We start from the raw sequence: 20,745 nt of genomic DNA, 5'->3' as shown, positions 1-20,745 counted from the left end.
CATACATCCGGTAAACAGAGGAAAGTTTGACCGCTTGTCTTTTGACGAAGACAATAGCTCAACTGAGAATAAGCAACGGTAGCGGTGGTTTTAGTAGGTGTGATGTCTAAAATATTCTGTAACGTTTTAAAACTGAGTTTAGCGATTCTGAGTACTAGCTACTTTTTGTCTTGCGGCACAAGAGGACAAACAGCGATCGCTCTGGAAGAATTAGTTGTAGAGCAAACAGGCGATCTGACAAACCTCACTACCAGTTTTCCAGATACTCCCATTGCAGAGCCTGGTAAAAACAACCGAGATCGACTTTCTCCCGTTGCCTTAGAGCCAGAACTAATACCTACTCAGCCTGACACTTCCCTCCCACTGATTAACCCATATAGAAAAGCATCCACCCATACAAGAGGAATGGGTCAAGTCAACTCGGTTTCCCAACTATCCGACGTGCAGCCAACAGATTGGGCATTTCAAGCATTGCAGAATTTGGTTGAGCGCTACGGTTGTATTGAGGGATATCCAGATCGAACATTCCGGGGCAATCGAGCCATGACCCGCTATGAATTTGCCGCCGGTTTAAATGCTTGCTTGGAAAAGATTACCGAGCTGATTGCAGCCGGGGGTAAAAACTCTGTCCGACCGGAAGATTTAGCCGCCCTCAATCGCGTCGCCACAGAATTTCAGGCAGAACTAGCCACACTGCGAGGTCGGATAGACAGTTTAGAACCCAAAATAGCAACTCTAGAAGCCCAGCAATTCTCCACTACCACCAAACTAAGCGGTTGGTTAATTTGGGCTGTGAACACTGGCACCATTCAGGGTGAGTCTCCCGAACGCGACGATCCCAACGCCACCTTGTTCACTTATTTACTGTTAAATTTTCGCAGCAGCTTCACAGGCAAAGACCAGCTCTTAACCCAACTTGTAATGGGTACTGGCAGTGCGGTAAATGAAGCTAGCAACCTTACTCCAGCCATTCTCAGTTTCTTAGATTATTCTGGTTTCAACCCCCAAGTACGCATTAGGCGGTTAAGATATAATTTCCCGATAACTGATGACTTGCAGGCGTCTATCTTTGCTAGAGGCAATACCGCCGACTATGTAGATTTCAACAGATACGCCAATGATAGTTCGTTAGACTTCTCTACATTTCTCTTTCTGTACAACCCACTGCTATTAGGAGGTGACCCCACAGGTTCCGGCGTTGCTCTGACTTGGAACCCAGGCCAGGGGCCGCTGACCTTCAAAGCAGTTTATCGTGCCGATGCAGCTGCCGATCCCGATTCCAGAACTACAAACGTATTTTTTAGCGACCCGAGTCGGGCAGGTAAAGATAAAAGAGGCGGGATATTTGGCGATCCTAATTTAACTGTATTTGAAGCAGAGTACATCCCGTCGGAAAGGTTTGCTTTGCGACTCAGTTACAGTTTGGGTTCTCAGGGTGGCGATGGCTACAGTACGATCGGCAGTAATTTTGAATTTGTTCCTATTAAAGGGATTGCCCTTTTCGGTCGTTTTGGTTATGCCTTAGACTACAGCGATGTTTTATTTACCGGTACGACAGACGATGATGCCAAGCCAATTTACTGGATGGGAGGATTTTCCTTCCCAGATATTTTAGGAAAAGGTACTTCGGCTGGATTTGCTGTCGGTCAGCCATTTGTGGAAAGTTCGGTGGGCGACGTGACTCAACTTAATATGGAAGCTTTTTACCGCTTTCCTGTAAATGACAATATCAGTATCACACCCCTAGTACAGGTGATTACCAATCCAGGCAACCGCAGTAGCGAAGGTACTCTTTACACGGGTACGCTGAGGATGTTCTTTGGTTTTTAGTATTTCGCGATCGCGAATTCTAGAAACCGGGTTTCTGCGTAGATCTATAGCTCCAAAGCGACGATTTTTCGACGCTCCTAGAAACCGGGTTTCTGCGTAGATCTATAGCTCCAAAGCCACGATTTTTCAGAGAAACCCGGTTTCTTTGCCCAGTCCGAAAATTATTAAATTTGTTTGGCTCTGAAGGTGGGAGAAAATTAATTGTGAAGACATCAAACTGGTTATTAAGCTTATCTTTAGTTGGTTTATTGATGACTGCGGGTTGCGGCAGCAACAAACCTTCTTCAGGCGAAGCAACTAATGCAAATTCCTCGCCAACTCAGCAAGTTTTTACCGTTGCTGTAGGCGGTGAAATAGGCGACTTGAATCCACACAACTATAAGTCAAGTTTTCCAGCATTGGATCTCGTCTACGAACCGCTAGTTCGCTACCTGCAAGATGGCTCGATCGCACCAGCGCTGGCCAAATCCTGGAAACTCTCGGATGATGGCAAAACCTTGACTTTCCAGTTGCGAGAGGGTGTGACATTCCACGACGGAACGCCCTTCGACGCCGAAGCTGCCAAGTGGAACTTGCAACGCTGGGTGGGAACAAAAGATCATGACTGGCTACCGCTTGCCAACAAGATAAAATCGATCGCCACACCAGATAAATACACATTGACGTTGCAATTGAAAGAACCTTACTATGGAGCTATTCAGGAACTCGCGCTGGTCAGACCTGTACGATTTCTCAGTCCTAAAGCCGCAGATGCAACCGGAAAATATCTCAAGCCTGTAGGAACTGGCCCTTGGCAGGTGCAAGTAGATAACCCAACGCAACGTGCAGTTTTTACCCCTTATCAAAACTACTGGGGAACTAAACCGCAGCTCAATGAGGTAGTTTTTGATGTGATTCCCGACGCCCAAACTCGCGTTGCAGCGCTGATGAGCGGTCAAGCTACTCTCATTGGCGGCGACAGCATAGGCGGTATCCCATTAGAGAGCGTAACCACGCTGAAAAACGACCCGAAAGTTCAGCTATTGACTGCACCGGGAAGCACAACTTATTTTATCCAAACTAATTACGATCGCCCCCCTCTCGGTGACGTGCGCGTGCGACAAGCTTTCAGCTACGCGATTAACCGCGAAGCTATTGCCAGCAAAGTTTTCAACAATCTAGCTACTCCGGCCAAAGGAATCTTCGCACCCAAGATACCCTACGCACACTACTCAAATCCGCAATTGTATGCCTACAATCCCGAACAGGCAAAAACTTTGCTGGCTGAGGCTGGGTGGAAACCGGGGAAAAATGGCATTCTCGAAAAGAATGGCAAGCCTCTGCAATTAACACTGATAGTTGATGGAGATTCTTCCCCGCAAGCTAAATCTATGGGGGAAGTAATTCAAGCGCAATTGCGCGAAATTGGTGTGGCTGTGGATGTGCGCTTGGTTGATTCCGGTGCGTGGAACGACGCTCTGATGAAGAAACAATTCGATCTGGCAATTAACCTTACTTGGGGTTCTCCCTACGACCCTCATTTGAGTTTAAAGCAGATGTTTCACTCATCTAGCAAATACGCCGAACACGGAGGAGTATATGGGAATCCCAAGTTAGACAAATTGATCGATAATGTTTTGGCAAGTAAAGATGAGAAAGAACGACAAAATCTTTATGTAGAAATCCAGAAAGTTATGGATGAAAATGTCGCTGCTATCCCTATAGTTTACTCAAATCGAGTTTATGCTGTGAGTAACAAGGTAACAGGCTTTAAATTGGCGGGAACTGAGTACGAACTTGACCTGCAAGAGGTGACGACGAAATCGCAGTAAACAATCAACTATGTTTCAATTTTTGGTGAAGCGTTTGGTCGGCACGGCGGCAGTACTGGTGGCAACCAGTGTGCTAGTTTTTTTCTTAACCTACCTAGCACCCGGAGATCCAGCTGCAATGATTGTGCGATCGCGTATCGGGCGGTTGCCAACAGAGCAAGAAGCTGCTGTAGTTCGCTCCGAGTACGGCTTGGATAAATCACCTTGGGAGCAATACATCACTTGGGCGAGTCATGCGATCGGGGGTGATTTCGGTTACTCTTTCCGCACTGGTAAGCCTGCGATCGCAGAAATTGGCTCGCGTCTGGCACCGACGCTTTTGTTAGCAGGAGCGACCACTCTTTTCAGTGCGATCGTTGGCATTCCGATCGGCTTAATTTCCGCTCAAAAACGCAACTCTTGGTGGGATAATTTCAGCCGTATACTATCCCTGCTCAGCGTCTCAATTCCAGACTTCTGGCTAGCTTTTCTGCTCATTTTAGTCTTTTCTATTTATTTGGGATGGTTGCCTACCTACGGAATGCGCGGAGCGGAGTATTTAATCTTACCTGTTTTGTCTTTGGGACTCGCCAATGCCGCACGTCTTGAACGCCTCACCCGTTCCACATTACTACAGGTGCAGCATGAAAATTATCTGCAAACCGCACGGGCAAAAGGACTCTCGGAACGAGCGGTTTGGATACGCCACGCCTTACCTAATATTGCTGTACCCTTGCTGACAGTGGTGGCAAACCAATTCAGCCATATTGTCGCCGGTTCTGTAATTGTGGAAACATTGTTTTCTTGGCCGGGAATAGGCAATTATTACATTATTTCGATAAAATTTCGGGACATTCCCGTTATCCAAGCAATGGTGTTATTATTTGCTTTTGTGATGGTTGTAGTTAATGCGATCGCCGATATCGCCTACGCTTTGATTGACCCCCGGATTCGTTTGGAGTAATGGTAATGATGCCGATCGCTCTCCATCGTTGGCAAAAGTTTCATCTCATATCATCGATTGGTATTGTGCTAGCATTACTCACCGTAATAGCCAGCATTTTTGCTCCCGCGATCGCACCTTACGATCCAGCCGCTCAAGACCTCAACTTGGGTCTGAGTACACCCACTTGGCAACATTTATTGGGTACAGATCACCTGGGAAGAGATATTCTCAGTCGGCTTTTGTGGGCGGGACAAGTATCCATTACCCTCACGGCGATCGTACTGTGTTTGAGCGCTTCGATCGGTGTAGGAATCGGTGTGTGTGCCGGTTACTTTGGCGGCGTCGTCGATGAAATTTTGATGCGCTTTGTGGATTTATTTCTGGCTCTGCCCAAACAAATATTAGCATTAGCTTTGGTCGGCATTTTAGGTTCTGGTTTCCCCAATTTAGTTTTAGCGCTGACCATCGGTTGGTGGCCGACCTACGCACGCTTGGTGCGAAGCCAAGTTCTCTCCGCAAAGTCTACTGCATTCGTGGAAGCCGCTTTTGCTTTGGGCGGAAGTCCTCTCTACATCATCCGAGTACACCTATTGCCCGCGCTTTTAGGCCCAGTTCTAGTGCAACTGAGCTTGGACGTGGGAGCCGGTATACTCGCTATTGCTGGATTGAGCTTTCTAGGATTGGGCATTCAGCCCCCGTCCCCAGAGTGGGGGACAATGCTCGTAGATGCAAGGCCCTTCATGCAGGCGGCTCCCCGTCTGGTAATTGCTCCCGGTGTGGCAATTTTGGTGACGGTGTTCGGTTTTAATGCCTTAGCTGAAAGTTTGGAAAGTTGGCTAGATCCAAGGGGGTGAATTAAGGAGTGGGGGAGTGGGGGAGTGGGGGAGTGGGGGAGTGGGGGAGAAAAATGATTTGTAGGACAAGTTTATGCAAAATATCAAATCGAAAATTGACTGGCAAAGTTGGCTGCAACGTTGGGACGCACAGCAAACCGGCTATATACCGCATCGGGAAGCGCGTTTTCAGGCGATGTTAGATGCGATCGAACTGCAAATGCCTGCTGAATTTGTGGCTCTCGATTTAGCTTGCGGGCCGGGGGCCATCAGTCAGCGTCTTCTGGAACGCTTCCCAAAAGCTAGATGTGTGGCTGTAGATATAGATCCCGTACTTTTAGCGATCGGTCAAGGCGCTTTGGGCGATGCGAACGGTCGTCTGCGTTGGGTAGAAGCGGATCTGATGGCAGATAATTGGATGGAAGCGATCGCACAAGCGCAAGTAGATGCGGTGCTGACGACAACAGCGCTGCACTGGTTACCTCCTCATCGCTTACTGCAAGTTTACAAACAGTTGGCGCAGTTAATCCGTCCGGGTGGCGTCTTTCTCAACGGTGATATTATGCCTTTTGCCTCCCACTTGGGAACTTTTCGGCAGATATCGAAAACTTTGAGTGCGCGTCAGGAGAAGCAAGCTTTTCAGGAACGAGGTGTGGAAGACTGGAGTAGTTGGTGGCAAGCACTAGCTCAAGAGACTGAATTGAAGGAATTGCTTCAGGAGCGCGATCGTCGTTTTGGAGAGCGGTATACTGATTACGAACCAATTCTCGACTTACACGAAGCTGGACTGCGCGATGCCGGTTTTCGGGAAGTTGGTGTAATTTGGCAAATTTTTGACGATCGAGTCCTGCTCGCCGTGCGATAACATCCTGTCCGGTACGCTACCGGACACTATATCAAATAGCATCAAATAGCTTCGCCACGTTCGGCTTCGTCACCTTTCCCATCGCGTTGCGAGGTAACTCTTCCACAACCTGAATTTTGGTAGGAACTTTGTAGGTAGCCAATCGCTCTTTTGCCCAACTTCTCAGAGTTTCTAAAGTTAAATTATTTCCCGATTTCAATACCAAAGCTGCACAAACTCTCTCTCCCCATTCTGCATCTGCAACACCAACAACCGCACAATCTTGAATATCTGGATGAGTTCGCAGCACTTCTTCAATTTCCAAAGCCGAAACTTTATAACCGCCTGTTTTGATAATATCGACGCTAATTCGTCCTAGAATGCGATAGTTATCATTTTCCATTACTGCCAAATCGCCAGTACAAAACCAACCATCGCGAAATGCTTTGGCTGTTGCTGACGGTTTTTGCCAATATTCTCCAAAAACTCCTGCACCTTTGACTTGGATTTCTCCTGGTGTTCCCGGCGGAACTAATTCTCCGTTTTCATCTACTAATCTCACTTCTACTTGCGGCAAAGGTTTGCCTACAAATCCCGCGAATCTTTCACCGTGCAAAGCGTTAGATAAAGCCATGCCAATTTCGGTCATCCCGTAGCGTTCCAGCAGAAAGTGACCGCTAATATTTTGCCATTTTTCTAATACTCGGACGGGTAAAGCTGCGGAGCCTGAAACCATCAAACGCATTTTAGCACAGCCAGCGGAAATTTTTTGTTGCCGATCGCGCTCTGCATTTTCCCAAGCGGCGATTAATTTGACATAAATTGTGGGGACAGCCATAAATAAAGTTAAGTCACCGCGAATTATGCGATCGCCAACTATTTCTGCATCAAACTTGGACAGCATATGGCACTCAGCGCCACTCCACAAGGCACAAGTTAGCACGTTAATAATGCCGTGAATATGATGCAGAGGTAAGACGTGCAAAATGCGATCGTTTGATGTCCATTCCCAAGCAGAAACTAAGCTAGTTACTTGCGCTTGAATATTTTGATGTGTGGTAACGACACCCTTTGGTTTTCCAGTTGTCCCGCTAGTATAAAGGATTAATGCTCGTCTGTTAATATCGATTTCTGGGAGAAAACCAACTTCTGACGGGAGAGTTTCCGAAGTGAGGATAAATCGTAAATTTCTTTCTGACGCAATCGGACGCAATACAGCTTCAAAATCGGGATGTGCGATGATAATTGCAGCGCCTGAGTCTGCAATTACATACTCTAACTCAGGTCGGGGATGCGAAACGCACAAAGGGACAGCTATCCCACCCGCACGCCAAATCCCCCATTGTGTAGCGACGTACTGAAATCCCGAAGGAATCAGAAAAGCAACGCGCTGTTCTTGTAAATCTGGGATATTATCCAGAAGTTTGGTAGCGATTTGAGCAGAAGTTTGTCGCAAATTATGATATGTAAATGCTCCTTCAGCGGCGACAATGGCGATTTTGTTTGGGTTTTGGTGAGTGCGATCGATCAGTGGGAGGTTCATGCTATTTTCAATTAATAATCTGTATTGCGCGAGTAGAGTTTATAGGACTTACACAAAGAAACCGGGTTTCTTAGAAAAATCGTTGCTTTCTCAACTAGATATCGACGAAGAAACCCGGTTTCTGGCTTCGGCGTGCGTAAGTCCTGGTTTAGAAAAAATCCAACTCAACATATAACCATGATGAAAGACAACTGCCATTTCTTGCCTACCTACCGTAGGTAAGTGACCTAACGGAGCATCAAGTGAATAGACGATATCACGGTCAAATGCCCTCTTCCATTCACTATATCAAACGATCGAATTGCAGGTCATTCGGGGACTTAATCTTCAGCATTCTATCTGGACGATCGTGAATGTCAGTTTTTCGCTCAATGCGTGTGGTAGTCTTGGAAACGCTAATGTTACCGATACTGACGAAACGATATTGATAATCATCCAGGAAGTTAGGTTTATGCCAAAATGCTTTGCCAACTTCTTTGCAATAGGCAACAAAACACTGTGCCCCTTTAAATTGTTGGATAATTTTTTTCTCCAAGTCTTTCTTTTTCTTCATCTCAATACAAAGGATGATTTTTTCTGTTTCAGTATTTGTAATGATGACAAAATCTGCTCGCTTGCATTCACCTTTTTCGCCATTAAAAACTTCTCTTGGCACTACGAAGGTATCTACATCGATAATAATAACCTCATCATGTTTGGGCATTCCATCAATTTTTACAGAATAACTATCCTGAGATTCTGTAAGTGTGACTGAATATTTTAAACGCTTTCCCTCCTGGCGCTCTTCTAGTGGTACTGTAACATCTTTTTTGAACATCTCTTTCAGGATAGCAATATCAGACATTACTCCTTACCCCAGACGATCGCTTCCTGAATCCGGTTCATGGTTTCAATTGTTGGATCGAAACTGCGGGCTTCAATACCCAATTCTGGGTCTATGTCTGCTGGTGTCAGGGTTTGGCATTTAGTTTTTCTATTTTTACCTTCTAGTGTTATTAATGCTTCTTCTGCGATATAGACTTTGATTTGTTCAGCAGAGATTAGTTCTTCTGCCCGATAACCTTCTTCTTGAGCAATGCGTTTGAGATGAGGTTTATCATGGTTGAGCATGATTAACGTATTCAATTCTTTAATAATGTAATCACTGTGGGTAGTAATAAAAACTTTAATCCCAAGGTTGATCAATCTAGCGAAAAGTTTGGCAACGCGACGCTGGTTTTCAGGGTGTAGATTTAATTCAGGTTCATCTACCATCAATAAATCACCAAGTTGCGCCTCATGTCTGAGGTAAAAGCCGATATCTAGTAGAGAACGCACAGCACTAGAACTTCCATCCATAGAAAGTTTGACCCGTTTACCCCTTGGAATATAATAAAGTTCATCGTTGCGAGTGACGCTATACTCGCCACCAATGATGTCGGCGAAATCCGCCAATATATCGGGATAATTTTCGGCAATAAAACTACTTTTTTTGAAGATTGTCTCCAGTTCCCGCGTAAAATCCACATTCGTTTTTATTGGTAGGGCATAATCTTGGTAGACCTTGAATAAAAGCTCCATTGGATTGCTATTGTTGCTAGCTTGACCCATTTCTTCAAGCAAGCGATTGCGGGCGAAATTCAACTCTTTGCGGAAAATAGCAGCCCCGGTTCGTTCTGCACTAGCGATGAAAGGACGAGGAATAAGTTGAGCAAATATTATCTCTTTCAGTGCATCGGAAATAGTTCGTTTAAGGATATCTATGGGTATGGTTAATTTATCTTTTTCAAGTAGCAGAGTAACAACTAACTCTCTACTCTCTTCATGTTTTTTTATCGATAATATTTCAACGTTAGCAGTTCCTATATTTAGTTCAAATTTGGGCGTAAAACTAATATTTTGAATATCCAGGCTGACTTGAAATTCTGTTGCTCTAAATAGTTGATTTGGGGCTGCAAAAATATTTGGTAATTGCTGGTTATACGTTTCACAAGCTTTAGAAACAATCTGTTCGGATTGTTGGACATATTCTTGTATATCAATACGAATTACCCCGTCAGCAAGCAGCTGCTCAATTTTGTCATCTTTTATTTCGATCGAAAAAATCCGCCGCCAAGTATACAAAAACCCAAATAGAGCGTAAGTGGCGTAGGTTTTACCAGTATTATTACAGCCACAAACAATCGTCAAGTCACCAAGGGTGAATTCGGCTTGTTTTAAAGCACCAAGATTTTTGACTTTTATTTTCATTGCTCTATTCCTGAGCAGGAACGCTTCATTACCATTATCCATAGATAGCATGAATCGATACGTGCTACCTACAGGTTGGACGATCGCCACAAAAGTTGGAACTATATCAACTTCGACTTAGACCAATTAACCGGGAATATTGCTATTGCCAAAATTCCCATCACTCGATCGCACATTTAGCGATACAATTTTGAAGAACGGCAATAAAGTTCGCTAAAATGTAAGTTTAGCATAATAATCAGGCAATTTGAACCGTACTGGGTTCAGGAATGGATTGATTTCTTCAGCTTAACCTGCGTGATACTCAGCCATTGCTGATTCTAGATGAGCCACTGGAATTTGTTCTGTTCTTTCAGGTGTTTTCGCTCCCGTTGCAATAGCATGAACAGCATGGAGAATATCGGATGAATAATACCGATTGCCGCAATTATCGCAAACACCTATTGTTACATTTTCCAGAATAACAAACCCATCTCTATGTTTAAACGCCTCGCGCTTGACAAGTCGAGGTTGAACTGTTCCTTCGCAATATTCACATTTGTATCCGTACATATAGTTTATCCCTCAAATTCGGTGACTTCGTAAACAGTGACGATTAGATAACGTCCATTGCTGGCAAAACGTCCCACTACTCCAACAGGCGTTTGTCTATCCAATGCAGTTCCCACTACTATATATTTTGTTCCTCTTGGGTCGTCTTTTTCAAGCCGCGTAATTTGACCGCTTAAAATAGCCTCCTCTACATCCAGTATAGTCAGCATATCCTCTGCCATTTCTTCCATCGCATGAGCTGACATATCGTATTCGCCAAGTCTGATTTTCTGTCTAATGCGGTCAAGATCGTTGCGAGACACTTTCTAGTTCAGGTAACATCTAGCTCATAATATTAACTATGCGATCGCACTATCACCATTATCCATAAATACCACCGTGCGATCGCACCGCCAAATTAACCCATTTTAGGCATTCTCTTGTGCTTTCGGTTTATTTTTCGGTGGATTGGGGGGACACCAAAACAAATTTTTACTCGATACACCAAGAGATTCGATAATTCCTCGCATCACATCTGTGCAGTACATCCAATATCCCAAATCATCATACATTTTATCTGGATTGAACTCCAAATTATAATGCAGCACGTTGGGAAGTCCAGCAAATTCATCGTTAGATTGGAGAGAAATTAGCAAAACGCGGAAAGGTTTTCCCTCACATTTTGCTTTCAGCTTATCCAACAAATCTATCACATAACCGCGATTAGTTACACCCGTGCGAATAAACAGCGCCTCATCACAATTTTGGAGCGTATACCAAAAGCGTTCGGCACGTGCGGAATAACGAACGCGCATTCGTTCGTAGACGGGAAACATATTATTTAATGGGTCGTCTGTGTCTTCAACTTCGTGGGCAAAAGATAGACCCGACCATTTGCTGTGGTATATTCTCCTTTCGTCATGATTGTAATGTAGAAATTGGGGGTTCCACATATCTTGAAAACCAGTTTCGATCATATCGGCGACATCCCCAAGATTGGTAGTGCGCGTTAAATCGAAAGGAAAAGCCGGCCCATCGTACTCCATTTTGTATAACAACATTCGAGCCGCACAACGATCGCCCAGAGGAATAATCCCCACCCGGCTAATGTCCGATAATTTACACTTGTATTGAAAAATTACCGAGGATTTTGCTGGCACTTTGACTCGGCTTTCCAGTCCGTCTTTGCCAATCATCATCGTGCGAAACGGCACATCGGGTTCGAGGGGATCTTCATAAACACCGGATGGCATTTGTTTAAGGGCACTGCGTACCTCTTTCCACATTGGGTGGATGTTATATTCGTGGTCGGATTCGTTGATGATGCGGATGATGTTTTCGCTTTCTTTCAAAAGTGCCAAATGCCCATCGTAGTATAAAGTTTGCGATATTTTTGGCAAAAACAGATTGATTGCCGCACTATATTCAATGTCAGCCCCTGGGGGAATATCTACACTTGTTTCGATCGTACCATCCTCTCGCGCCCAAAAGTATGGAAGTGTGCCTTTGGCGACATTATTGGCGATATAAATACCGGGTATCAATCCAGCTTTGCTTTGCATAGCCGCTTGCAATTCTTCCCAATAAGCAGCGATCGTATAAGTATATTTTGATGTATTGATTACCCGCAAACTCTTCTCTTGTTGACAGGCAAAGACATGGAAACCCCAGTTATCGCGATAGATTGGTAATTCCTGTTTCTGATTGGAGAGTTGTTTTTCTTTATTCAATTTGGATTTGTCTATGGCAAACAAGCTCAGATCGATCGCTTCGTACATCAGGCGATGTCCGATCGTGTTAGGATGAGCCGGATCGAAACAAGTGCCAGCTTTCCAACGCCCCGCCCCATCATCGACAGCATCAAGCCAATTCAGCACGGTCACTCCCCAATTTAGCATTCGATTGTGGGTATCTCGCAATAACCAATTATGTTCGGGATAGTAATCGCTATTCGGGTATACTCCACCTAAAATTGGTATAGCTCCCAACTCTTTAATCATTTTTACGAGTTGCTGCAATCCACTTTCAAAACGTCGTTGTACTGCCCTTCGTTGGTGCGGGGGACAATAAGCTAACCCCTCGTTACCTAGAGAAAGAGCAACGATAACAATATCCGGTTTTTCTGGTGCAACTACTAGGGGAAACCTGTCAATAGTCGTGCTGACATTGGCACCTACTTCGGATACATTTACTAATGTGTGTCCGTATTTTTCATGCAATGCTTGTTCTAAATGCCAAGCCCATCCTTTCAACAACCAAGCATTGCATCCCAAGGCAACAGAACTGCCAATAACTGCTATTTTTAAATTCTCTTCTCCTTTGGCGATCGGCTTTGCGATCGGTTCCTTAAAATATCCGTAGGGAGAAGGCGGTACGTAACTTAGCCAGCCATCTTCTACAACTATTGTAGATGGCAGTTTGTCCGGTTCGATCGGTATCCAACGATTCAGCCCCAAAGCTTCCCATTGCACGCTACCATCTGCACGCAGTCGCACGTACTTGTATTCGATATTTTGGCAATTTTCTAATTCTAACGACGAGGGAACTATTTCAATGTCTGTCCACCATAAAGGGTAGCTTTCAGCACTGGTGCATAGAGTTATGCACCTGGTTACATCCCACAATCCTAACTCAGGAGTGGAACCGACGAGTCCGATCGATTCTCCCTTTTGCGTGTAGGCCCTTACCTGAAACCGATACATATTATATGTCTCTTTTGCGTTTGCGAATATTATGGCAGACAGAAAGGTCGAATTATTGCAGCTTTGATGCCCTTGCGGTAACTTCACTTCAGGCACCACAATCCAGAGGTCGCAATGCCTGCCTTCAAGAGCGCTGGACGTAAAGCGATCGATCTCTGGTGTGAATGTATCATGTCTAACTTTTCAAGTCTGTGTTAGAGATTACCATGTAATGCCAATAATAGAAAAATTATTTAAATTGGATAATTTCTTGGATAGTCTCTGCTGTAATATTTCAAATTATCCTTTTACCCAGTCACCTTAAATTAGGCTTTGAAGCTGCTGATACTCCTCTGGGGTATCAATGTCAACTATCCCCTCTGCAAAAGGAACTGAGAGAACTCGATCGCCGCACTTCTGAATCACTTTTTTTGCTCCTTCAGCACCTTTCAAATTCATTAAATTAGGAAAAAAGCTGCGCTCGAATAAAACAGGTACACCCAAAGTACCTGCATATTCTGATGCAATTATTGGCTTACCTGTTTGGAAATAAACTTCAATCAATTGATTGACAACTTGAGTTGATATCAAAGGTTGATCGCACAAACACAATACTACAGCTTGAGGTTTTTCAATAGCAGTATCTAGTGCTTGGATACCTACTCGAATTGATGAACTCATTCCCTCTGACCATTGGCTATTTTCTACGATTCGGATCGTCAATTGATTGATTTGCGATCGAATTTGTGCGGCATAAGCTCCCAGCACAACTATAATGGGATGACAAACGGAAGCAAGAGCAACTTCTATTGTATGAGATAATAAGGTAGATTCCCCGTAGGGTAATAGTTGTTTGGGCGTACCCATACGAGTTGAAGCACCCGCCGCGAGAATGATAATACCAACAGTCATAGGATTTTAGATTTTAGATTTTAGATTTGGGATTGACAGTTATCTAAGCGTAGGGTGGGTTAGGCACGGGCGATAATTTCAAGACTTTCAACCAATAATTTAGTTCCCGTGCCGTCACCCACCATCACACTCAACTGTAACATTAACGAACATTTTTCCCCATAAATCCGAAAGAGCCGATTTTGTTTGGACGATCGTACTGTTTGCCAGATCCATTCGATCGCACGTCATGAATTGGTGCTTTTCGGTTGCGTAAACAGCCACCAGAACGCTTTGCCAAAACAGCTTTAATTTCTGCTATAATTGCCAAGGCAATTTCTGTCGGCGTTTCCGCACCGAGATCGAGACCGATGGGTGCATACAGGCGTTCAAGCTGTTCTGAATTTAGCACCAAATTTGCTTGTTGTAAATCGTGAAATAATTTTTCTATGCGCTTTCTAGAACCGAGAATGCCGATGTAAGGTAAAGGAGAGGAAAGTAAAGTTGGCAAAATATCGCGATCGCACAAATAATTATGGGTCATCACCACAGCAACGGTATAGCAATCTAAAGTAAGATATTCGCCGATATTTTCGCCGCTGCTAATGACAATTGCATCTGCCAAAGGAAAGCGATTTGATGTTGCATAAGCGAGTCGGCGATCGATTACCGTGACATACCAACCTAACTCTTTTGCCAAACGCACAACGGGAATAGCATCGTCACCCGCACCAAAAACTAGCAGCGAGATGGGGGGTTTAATCACTTCAATTAAAACTTCCGCTTTTTGGTTATCCCATTCATAAGATTGCATTGGCGATCGCTCATTTTTAAGTGCTGCTTGTATATCCTCAATTACCCTTTGTTCGAGAAACTTATCTGCGATTTGATTGATGACAATCCCAGTGCGATCGCCACATATGCGCGAACCAATTTTTGTAGCAATATCGTCTGATGTGTGAAACACAGTTGCGATCGCACCCACCGAACGCTGACGCAAACAATTATTGATAAATGTCAAAAATTGGGATTCGATCGGTTCGATTAACACCTGAATAATTCCATTGCATCCCATCCCCAAACCCCAAAAAATATCGTCATCTGAGGTAGTATCATAAGTAACGACAGTGGGTTTACCAGTAGCGATAACTTCCTGTGCTATATCGCAAACATCATCTTCCAAACATCCGCCACTAATCGCGCCAATTTTGTGACCATCTTCGGTAATTAGCATTCTCGCACCCGGACGACGATAAGCGGAACCTTGCACTTTAACTACCGTAGCAAGTGCTGCCATTTTGCCGTTGTTTCGAGTTTCTGTAAATGCCTCGATAATTGCTTGTAGTTCATTCATATTGGATGCGATCGCGTTAATAACCTCCACTTCTTTAGCTTGTCCGAGTTTGATGCAAATACATCACTCATAGCCCATGTTTAGCTCTTGAGCTTGAGCCACCAGTTCATCTAAAACTTGCATTCGTTGACTATCAATTTGCTGTTTGTATTTCATCACATCTTTAAAATAAACGCGGCGATGTCGTCCTACCCGGCGACAGGGTAACTCACCCGATTCAATTAACTTGACAAGAAACGGACGCGAAACATTCAGGATGTTTGCTGCTTCCTGAGTTGTGAGTTCTGCATGGATAGGGATGAGAGTAACTGCATTGCCTTGAGCCATTTGTGACAGAATATCCACCAGTAAATGAAACGCGGTGGCCGGGATCTCAACCGTCTGCTCGCTCCCATCTTCTTCCACCACTTTGAGTTGTTTTTTCTGTTGCGTTAATCCAATCAGAGATGCCAGAATGCGGCTACTTTCTTGAGAGAGCTTGGCATCCGCCTCCGTAGGAATCGCAGGTTTGTTATAAGCAGTAGAGATTACCATAGAAATTCCCTCTATTAGTGGCTAAGCTTCTTGCCCAAGGCTTAGGGTTTAAAGCCGCTCTATTACCTCCTGGGTGTAACTCCAATATAGATAACCAACGAAACAAACGCAACAAATCGAAATAAACGTAATTTAGCATACTATTCTCTGCCGTCTGAAGAAAGCGATCGCCTACTTTCGATCGGCCCTACCCCTGCCCTTACCATCGCCACCAAAACCGGAATCATGTTGGGGAATAGCGGTCGATGGGTATCGGGGATTCGATCGTCACCATCAGCACAACTTATGTCGTGTGTTTGACCGAGTAGGGTGTTTGGCTACTGGTAAGAGTTAAGAGGATGTTACTGCCGAAATTTGGTCATAAATTAGCTGATTAGTGTTAGAAGTCTAAACCATCTGGGAAATATAGAAAATAGAGCTAAAAACGTGGTGTATGGACGAAATTATTAGAACCGTTGCACGGGGGCTTCCCGGCGTGATACTGGTGATTGCAATGGCAGCTACAGGTTTAACGGGTGCTGCTGCCATCACAGCCGCTTTAGCGTTCTTGGGTGGCCCCGCAGGGATGCTTGGTGGGATAGCAGTTCTCGGAGTTGTAGGATTAATTTCTCAAGGCTTGGCTCAGTATGGTATAGACGCTCTTTTGATCGGCATATATCAAGAGCGTCTTAAAACTGAACCGAAGGAGAAGCTTTGCAAAGAAATTGACCAATTGCCTATTTCGTGGGAACAGAAACTTAAACTGAAGGCTATTTTAGGTTGCCCGTAAAAATGGGATCTGTAATCCTGTATATTTAATTGAAATGCACTTTTAAAAAAGTCATGTCTGAAGATTCTCAGCAAAACTCCGCTTTCAATGCCGCATCTACAACCAACATTCACCACGCCAAATTAGACGATTTACCTCTAAATGCGAAACACAGATTATATAAAGGTGGGATTCGACCTGGTGAACCCTACAGAACTGATATTCAAGCCCAAGAAATGTTAGGAAAAATTCCTCCATCTCAACGGGCAGGGATTGACGGCAAATCAGCAGGTAATAATGCCCAAAATTATTTATCCGATAAGCACGCCAGTCACGTTAAACCACATAGTAAAGGTGGCTCGAATCATCCCAACAACATCAAATGGGAGAATGGCAAAGACAACATTGCTCGCGGCGATAAGCCAATGAGTTGGCAGGAGCAAATCAAACTCGATGCCAAGTGGCATTTTGACAACCTAGCTGGTGCTGTTAAAGCAGGAATTAAAGCTGCTCCCTTGGGCGCTGCTATTGGGGCTGCTACTGCTGCACCGTTTTCGATACTTATTAACGGTCTGCGGGTAGTACGGGGTGAAATATCTGCACAAGACGCTGCATTGGAAACCGTGAAAGATACCGTAGTTGGGGGTACGGTTGGAGGTGCAACAGCTTTTGGCACAACAGCGCTAGCAGCAGCTTGTCCGCCGATCGCGATCGCTTTAAGTGCAGCAGCCCCGGCGTTAGCAGTTGTGGGGGTATCTGGTATGGTTTACGAGTTTTTCAAGATTCTTGATGACCATAAGCAAATAGTTAGAGCATATTACCAATCTCTTACTCAACAGCAACTAGAACGCTTGCAAGAAATTGAGAATGAATTAATTTACGAACACAATAAAAATTTAGAGTTTCTGGCTGAGGCGAAAGCAGTCAACGAAGAAATTAAAAATCGACCAGTTGCACCAGGTATAGAAGGAGCTATTCAACGCTATATGGAATCAGTAGCTATTGCTAAATCTTTGGGGCTAACTTCAGCAGATAATAAATTACTCGCTGATTCTCAATTACCTTTTCTTCCGCCGCTCCCATAAGCGATTAATCAAACAAGTTTATGCTTTTCATACTTCCTTTTGTTTTTGGTGCGATCGGTGTAGCTGTTGGGGCTGTGGCTGGGGCTTTTGTTGCCCATGCTGCTGGGGAAGAGGATAGACAAGCCGCCAAACATCATAAAACAGTTGCTAACGAACTAATCGAGAAATATACCGCTTTAGAAAAACGGTATTATGAACTTTCTGATGAAACCAAAAAACAAATTTTTGATTTAACTCGCCAACACGCATTAGACGAGGTAGAGAAAGATTGTTTGCGTTTGGCGGTTAGATTGCAGCAAAATTTAATTTCGCTGATGTGGGACATTGATAGAGAGCCAACGGAATTAGCTTTAAAGGAATTTGTCAAAGCTGTTGACCTAACTAATAATATCCTCCGTCCACTTAACGAACAGCCAATTTTGGTTCCTAGCGATTACTATGTACGTAATTTGATGGTGGCTGAACGTCAAAAGCTCCTAAATCGGGACAATACGCTAGGCGATTGGAGTATAGACGCATTTCCCGAAATAAATTTTTCTACAGACCAAAACTCAATTCAAACTGAACAGGAGAACAATTCAATGTCCAAGCCTCAAGAAAATATATCTTCTGAAAAATTCCAAGAAACTTATAACAAAATTCACGATACAGGAACGCGGCTCTTACAGTACCTCCAAGAACTGCGTGCAGGTCGTCTGCGGGAAGGAGATAATACTAACGGATTGCAGAGTGTTGAAGATGCCATTACTAAAACTCTAGAAGCTCTGAAAGAACAAAAGTATCAAGTAGCTGTAATTGCAGCGATGAAAGCAGGTAAAAGCACTTTTATTAATGCTCTAATTGGTGCGGATGTTTTAGCAAGTGAATCAGAAGCTTGCACAGTTTGTCGCACAATTGTCAAACCGATTGAGTTAGGACAAACACCTCAACTCTGGGAATATCGAGAAGGACAACGAAAACCTGAAAAAGTAGCAGAGGGAGAAGCTGGAGAAATTCGTCAAAAATTTTTAGATCGTACCCATGAGATTAGGACTACTGGAAATCGAGATAATACTACCCACTTTGAACTAGCGCATCCTATTGAAGCGATTAATGGACTATCTTCTTTAGCTGGCTTTACACTGGTAGATACTCCTGGGCCTAATGAGTTTGCTTCTGCTAGTTTTAACACGGCTGCTTTAAAGCAAACTACGTTAGAAGCGTTGCGAACTTGTGATGCCATTTTATTTATTTTAGATTACACCTCATTTAGGGATGATATTAATGCCGAATTGCTTTTGGACTTGATAGAACAGCGTCGTGAGTTTTTGGCTAACAACACGGGCAAAATTTATTTTATTCTGAATAAGGTTGATAGAAAAGCTGAAAGAGATAGGCCAATTGCAGAAGTGGTTGAAAATTTAAGAAAAGTTTTGATTGAATTTGGCATTACAGAGCCAGTTATTTACCCAACCAGTGCATGGCAAGGATTGTTAGCCAAGCTTATACAAAAGAAAGAAGCTACTAAAGAGCATAAGGCAGACTTTAAAAATTTCTTCCTTGCTCGATACATTGAAGAAGATGAGGATGGTTTTCCTCATGTACCGAAGCCAGATCAAGTTGCAACAATGGCATTACAGGATAGTGGTATAAAAACCATAGAAAACTCTGTCATCCAAACGGTTGTTCAAAACTCAGGTTGGAACTTATTAAGCGAAGTTTTGGCTGAATTCAATAAGGCGGCTCAAGCAATCCAAGAAACTTTAATTACAGAAATTAGGGGATGGGAAATGGAACTTGGGGATTTGCAGCAGAAAGTAGAGGAATACAGACAGCATTCGGATTCGGCTAGAAGAAAAGTTGAAAAGGTAAAAAAGTCGGTAGAAAGCCAAAAGGTAATATTAATAAGTGAATTCAGTGAAGGAGTTGATGTATTTGCGAAAAATGCTAAAAAGCAGATAGAAGCAGAAATTGAGAAACTGGTAGCCAATCTGTCTAAAAAAGATTCTTCTATTGATGAAAATGATAATATTTTCCCAATTATACGAATTTTACGAAAAACGGTGGCTTATTTAGTTGGTGAATATTCCAGTAACGATCCTTACAAAATCAGGTGTAAAAATAAAGAAGAAGCTCAGAAAGTTGTTAAAACCATCAATGGATACTGCACTCCCATTATCCATAATTTTTGGTTGGACACTCAAAATAAACTGGTTATAGACGGGGAAAGAATTCGCGCAAATTTGGTTGAAAGAATAAAAGAAGATATTCAAGCTATATCTGACGAGCTTTCTAAATATATTGGAAATGCTTTACAGGTTGAAATCAGTAACAATCCAATTCAATTTCCTAAGTTTGAGTTTGCGGGAATTGATGCCAAAGTCCAAAAGCAGCAAAAAGTTTATCCCCGAACTCGGAAGGAAACTAGAAAAAGAAGTCGGGGATGTTGTAAGCCAGATAAAGTGTATGAAATCGAAGTTAGTATTCCAGAAACTATCTCCTATTATGAGATTGATTTGCGCCTAATTTTACAAGAGATTGGGAGAAAGATAGATGAACAAGTAGTCGAAATTTTAGAGTTGCTACAGCGAGTTATTCAAAAACAAGTATCGGAGGATTTTAGAAAGGGAGAAAAGCAGATTAATAATTACATTGATAGATTTCAATCTGAGTTTGACCAACTTTTAAAAGAACGTGCTACAAGGGAAGTTGAAGCTCCTCAGATTATCGCTACTCTTGAGAGTCAAAAAGCAGAATCGAATGGATATCTGAGTGAATTGCTTTCTATTCAAGGGTCTCTCAATATTTGGAAACCAGCATTGACTGAAAAATAATGAATAATTACCGCTAGGAAATTAACAGGATAAATATTTGCGCCAGAAACCTACACTCACCCGTAGGGGAGTGTAGGTACTTCACCAAAGCGC

The 20,745-nt window shown here is 43.5% G+C and carries 17 protein-coding genes; 8 read left to right on the top strand and 9 right to left on the bottom strand.

Annotation, left to right across the window (positions count from 1 at the left end):
* The first annotated feature begins 102 nt into the window (after nucleotides 1–102).
* The 5 genes from ACE1CD_RS20880 (at nucleotide 103) to ACE1CD_RS20860 (ending at nucleotide 6,264) form a co-directional block, all read left to right on the top strand.
* Complete coding sequence (locus tag ACE1CD_RS20880; RefSeq protein WP_374826123.1) at nucleotides 103–1,830, top strand: iron uptake porin; 1,728 nt, start codon at nucleotides 103–105, stop codon at nucleotides 1,828–1,830.
* Nucleotides 1,831–2,033: 203 nt separating this feature from the next.
* Nucleotides 2,034–3,641 carry a nickel ABC transporter substrate-binding protein gene (gene nikA / locus ACE1CD_RS20875; protein ID WP_374826122.1) on the top strand — a complete coding sequence of 536 codons (1,608 nt, stop codon included), beginning with the start codon at nucleotides 2,034–2,036 and terminating at the stop codon, nucleotides 3,639–3,641.
* A 10-nt stretch (nucleotides 3,642–3,651) separates the two neighbouring features.
* A complete protein-coding gene (locus ACE1CD_RS20870) occupies nucleotides 3,652–4,584 on the top strand; it encodes an ABC transporter permease (RefSeq protein WP_374826121.1) in 933 nt (310 codons plus the stop codon).
* A 5-nt stretch (nucleotides 4,585–4,589) separates the two neighbouring features.
* Nucleotides 4,590–5,420 carry an ABC transporter permease gene (locus tag ACE1CD_RS20865; protein ID WP_374826120.1) on the top strand — a complete coding sequence of 277 codons (831 nt, stop codon included), beginning with the start codon at nucleotides 4,590–4,592 and terminating at the stop codon, nucleotides 5,418–5,420.
* 73 nt (nucleotides 5,421–5,493) lie between these two features.
* On the top strand, nucleotides 5,494–6,264 hold the full coding sequence (locus ACE1CD_RS20860) for a class I SAM-dependent methyltransferase (protein WP_374826119.1): 771 nt from the start codon (nucleotides 5,494–5,496) through the stop codon (nucleotides 6,262–6,264).
* Nucleotides 6,265–6,295: 31 nt separating this feature from the next.
* Here ACE1CD_RS20860 and ACE1CD_RS20855 read toward each other — a convergent pair whose 3' ends face one another.
* The 9 genes from ACE1CD_RS20855 to ACE1CD_RS20815 all read right to left on the bottom strand — a co-directional run bounded on the left by ACE1CD_RS20855 (nucleotide 6,296) and on the right by ACE1CD_RS20815 (nucleotide 16,006).
* Complete coding sequence (locus tag ACE1CD_RS20855; RefSeq protein ID WP_374826118.1) at nucleotides 6,296–7,786, bottom strand: acyl-CoA synthetase; 1,491 nt, start codon at nucleotides 7,784–7,786, stop codon at nucleotides 6,296–6,298.
* Between the two features lie 283 nt (nucleotides 7,787–8,069).
* The gene (locus tag ACE1CD_RS20850) at nucleotides 8,070–8,630 is read right to left on the bottom strand and encodes a hypothetical protein (protein WP_374826117.1); all 561 of its coding nucleotides are present in this window, start codon (nucleotides 8,628–8,630) and stop codon (nucleotides 8,070–8,072) included.
* The gene (locus ACE1CD_RS20845) at nucleotides 8,630–10,015 is read right to left on the bottom strand and encodes an AAA family ATPase (protein WP_374826116.1); all 1,386 of its coding nucleotides are present in this window, start codon (nucleotides 10,013–10,015) and stop codon (nucleotides 8,630–8,632) included. Before ACE1CD_RS20845 ends, ACE1CD_RS20850 begins: the two co-directional genes overlap by 1 nt.
* Nucleotides 10,016–10,303: 288 nt before the next feature.
* On the bottom strand, nucleotides 10,304–10,567 hold the full coding sequence (locus ACE1CD_RS20840) for a YgiT-type zinc finger protein (RefSeq protein ID WP_374826115.1): 264 nt from the start codon (nucleotides 10,565–10,567) through the stop codon (nucleotides 10,304–10,306).
* Between the two features lie 5 nt (nucleotides 10,568–10,572).
* Nucleotides 10,573–10,869, bottom strand: a complete 297-nt coding sequence (locus ACE1CD_RS20835) for a DUF4258 domain-containing protein (protein WP_374826114.1) — start codon at nucleotides 10,867–10,869, stop codon at nucleotides 10,573–10,575.
* A 105-nt stretch (nucleotides 10,870–10,974) separates the two neighbouring features.
* Nucleotides 10,975–13,248 (bottom strand): DUF1796 family putative cysteine peptidase, encoded by a 2,274-nt coding sequence (locus ACE1CD_RS20830; protein ID WP_374826113.1) that lies wholly within the window; start codon nucleotides 13,246–13,248, stop codon nucleotides 10,975–10,977.
* Nucleotides 13,249–13,548: 300 nt separating this feature from the next.
* Nucleotides 13,549–14,139, bottom strand: coding sequence for an NTP transferase domain-containing protein (locus ACE1CD_RS20825; RefSeq protein WP_374826112.1), 591 nt, complete (start codon nucleotides 14,137–14,139; stop codon nucleotides 13,549–13,551).
* 142 nt (nucleotides 14,140–14,281) lie between these two features.
* Nucleotides 14,282–15,472, bottom strand: coding sequence for an XdhC family protein (locus ACE1CD_RS20820; RefSeq protein WP_374826111.1), 1,191 nt, complete (start codon nucleotides 15,470–15,472; stop codon nucleotides 14,282–14,284).
* 63 nt (nucleotides 15,473–15,535) lie between these two features.
* The gene (locus ACE1CD_RS20815) at nucleotides 15,536–16,006 is read right to left on the bottom strand and encodes a helix-turn-helix domain-containing protein (protein WP_374826110.1); all 471 of its coding nucleotides are present in this window, start codon (nucleotides 16,004–16,006) and stop codon (nucleotides 15,536–15,538) included.
* Between the two features lie 433 nt (nucleotides 16,007–16,439).
* Here ACE1CD_RS20815 and ACE1CD_RS20810 point away from each other — a divergent pair, with 433 nt between their 5' ends.
* The 3 genes from ACE1CD_RS20810 (at nucleotide 16,440) to ACE1CD_RS20800 (ending at nucleotide 20,652) form a co-directional block, all read left to right on the top strand.
* Entirely contained in the window at nucleotides 16,440–16,775 is a 336-nt protein-coding gene (locus tag ACE1CD_RS20810) for a hypothetical protein (RefSeq protein WP_374826109.1), read from the top strand.
* A 53-nt stretch (nucleotides 16,776–16,828) separates the two neighbouring features.
* Nucleotides 16,829–17,839, top strand: a complete 1,011-nt coding sequence (locus ACE1CD_RS20805; RefSeq protein ID WP_374826108.1) for a hypothetical protein — start codon at nucleotides 16,829–16,831, stop codon at nucleotides 17,837–17,839.
* 290 nt (nucleotides 17,840–18,129) lie between these two features.
* On the top strand, nucleotides 18,130–20,652 hold the full coding sequence (locus ACE1CD_RS20800; protein WP_374826107.1) for a dynamin family protein: 2,523 nt from the start codon (nucleotides 18,130–18,132) through the stop codon (nucleotides 20,650–20,652).
* Nucleotides 20,653–20,745: the final 93 nt, after the last annotated feature.

It is taken from the genome of Aerosakkonema sp. BLCC-F183, from assembly GCF_041929145.1.
Lineage (GTDB): Bacteria > Cyanobacteriota > Cyanobacteriia > Cyanobacteriales > Aerosakkonemataceae > Aerosakkonema.
Note: the sequence above shows the minus strand (reverse complement) of the source record. Positions and strands in the feature narration are given on the sequence as shown.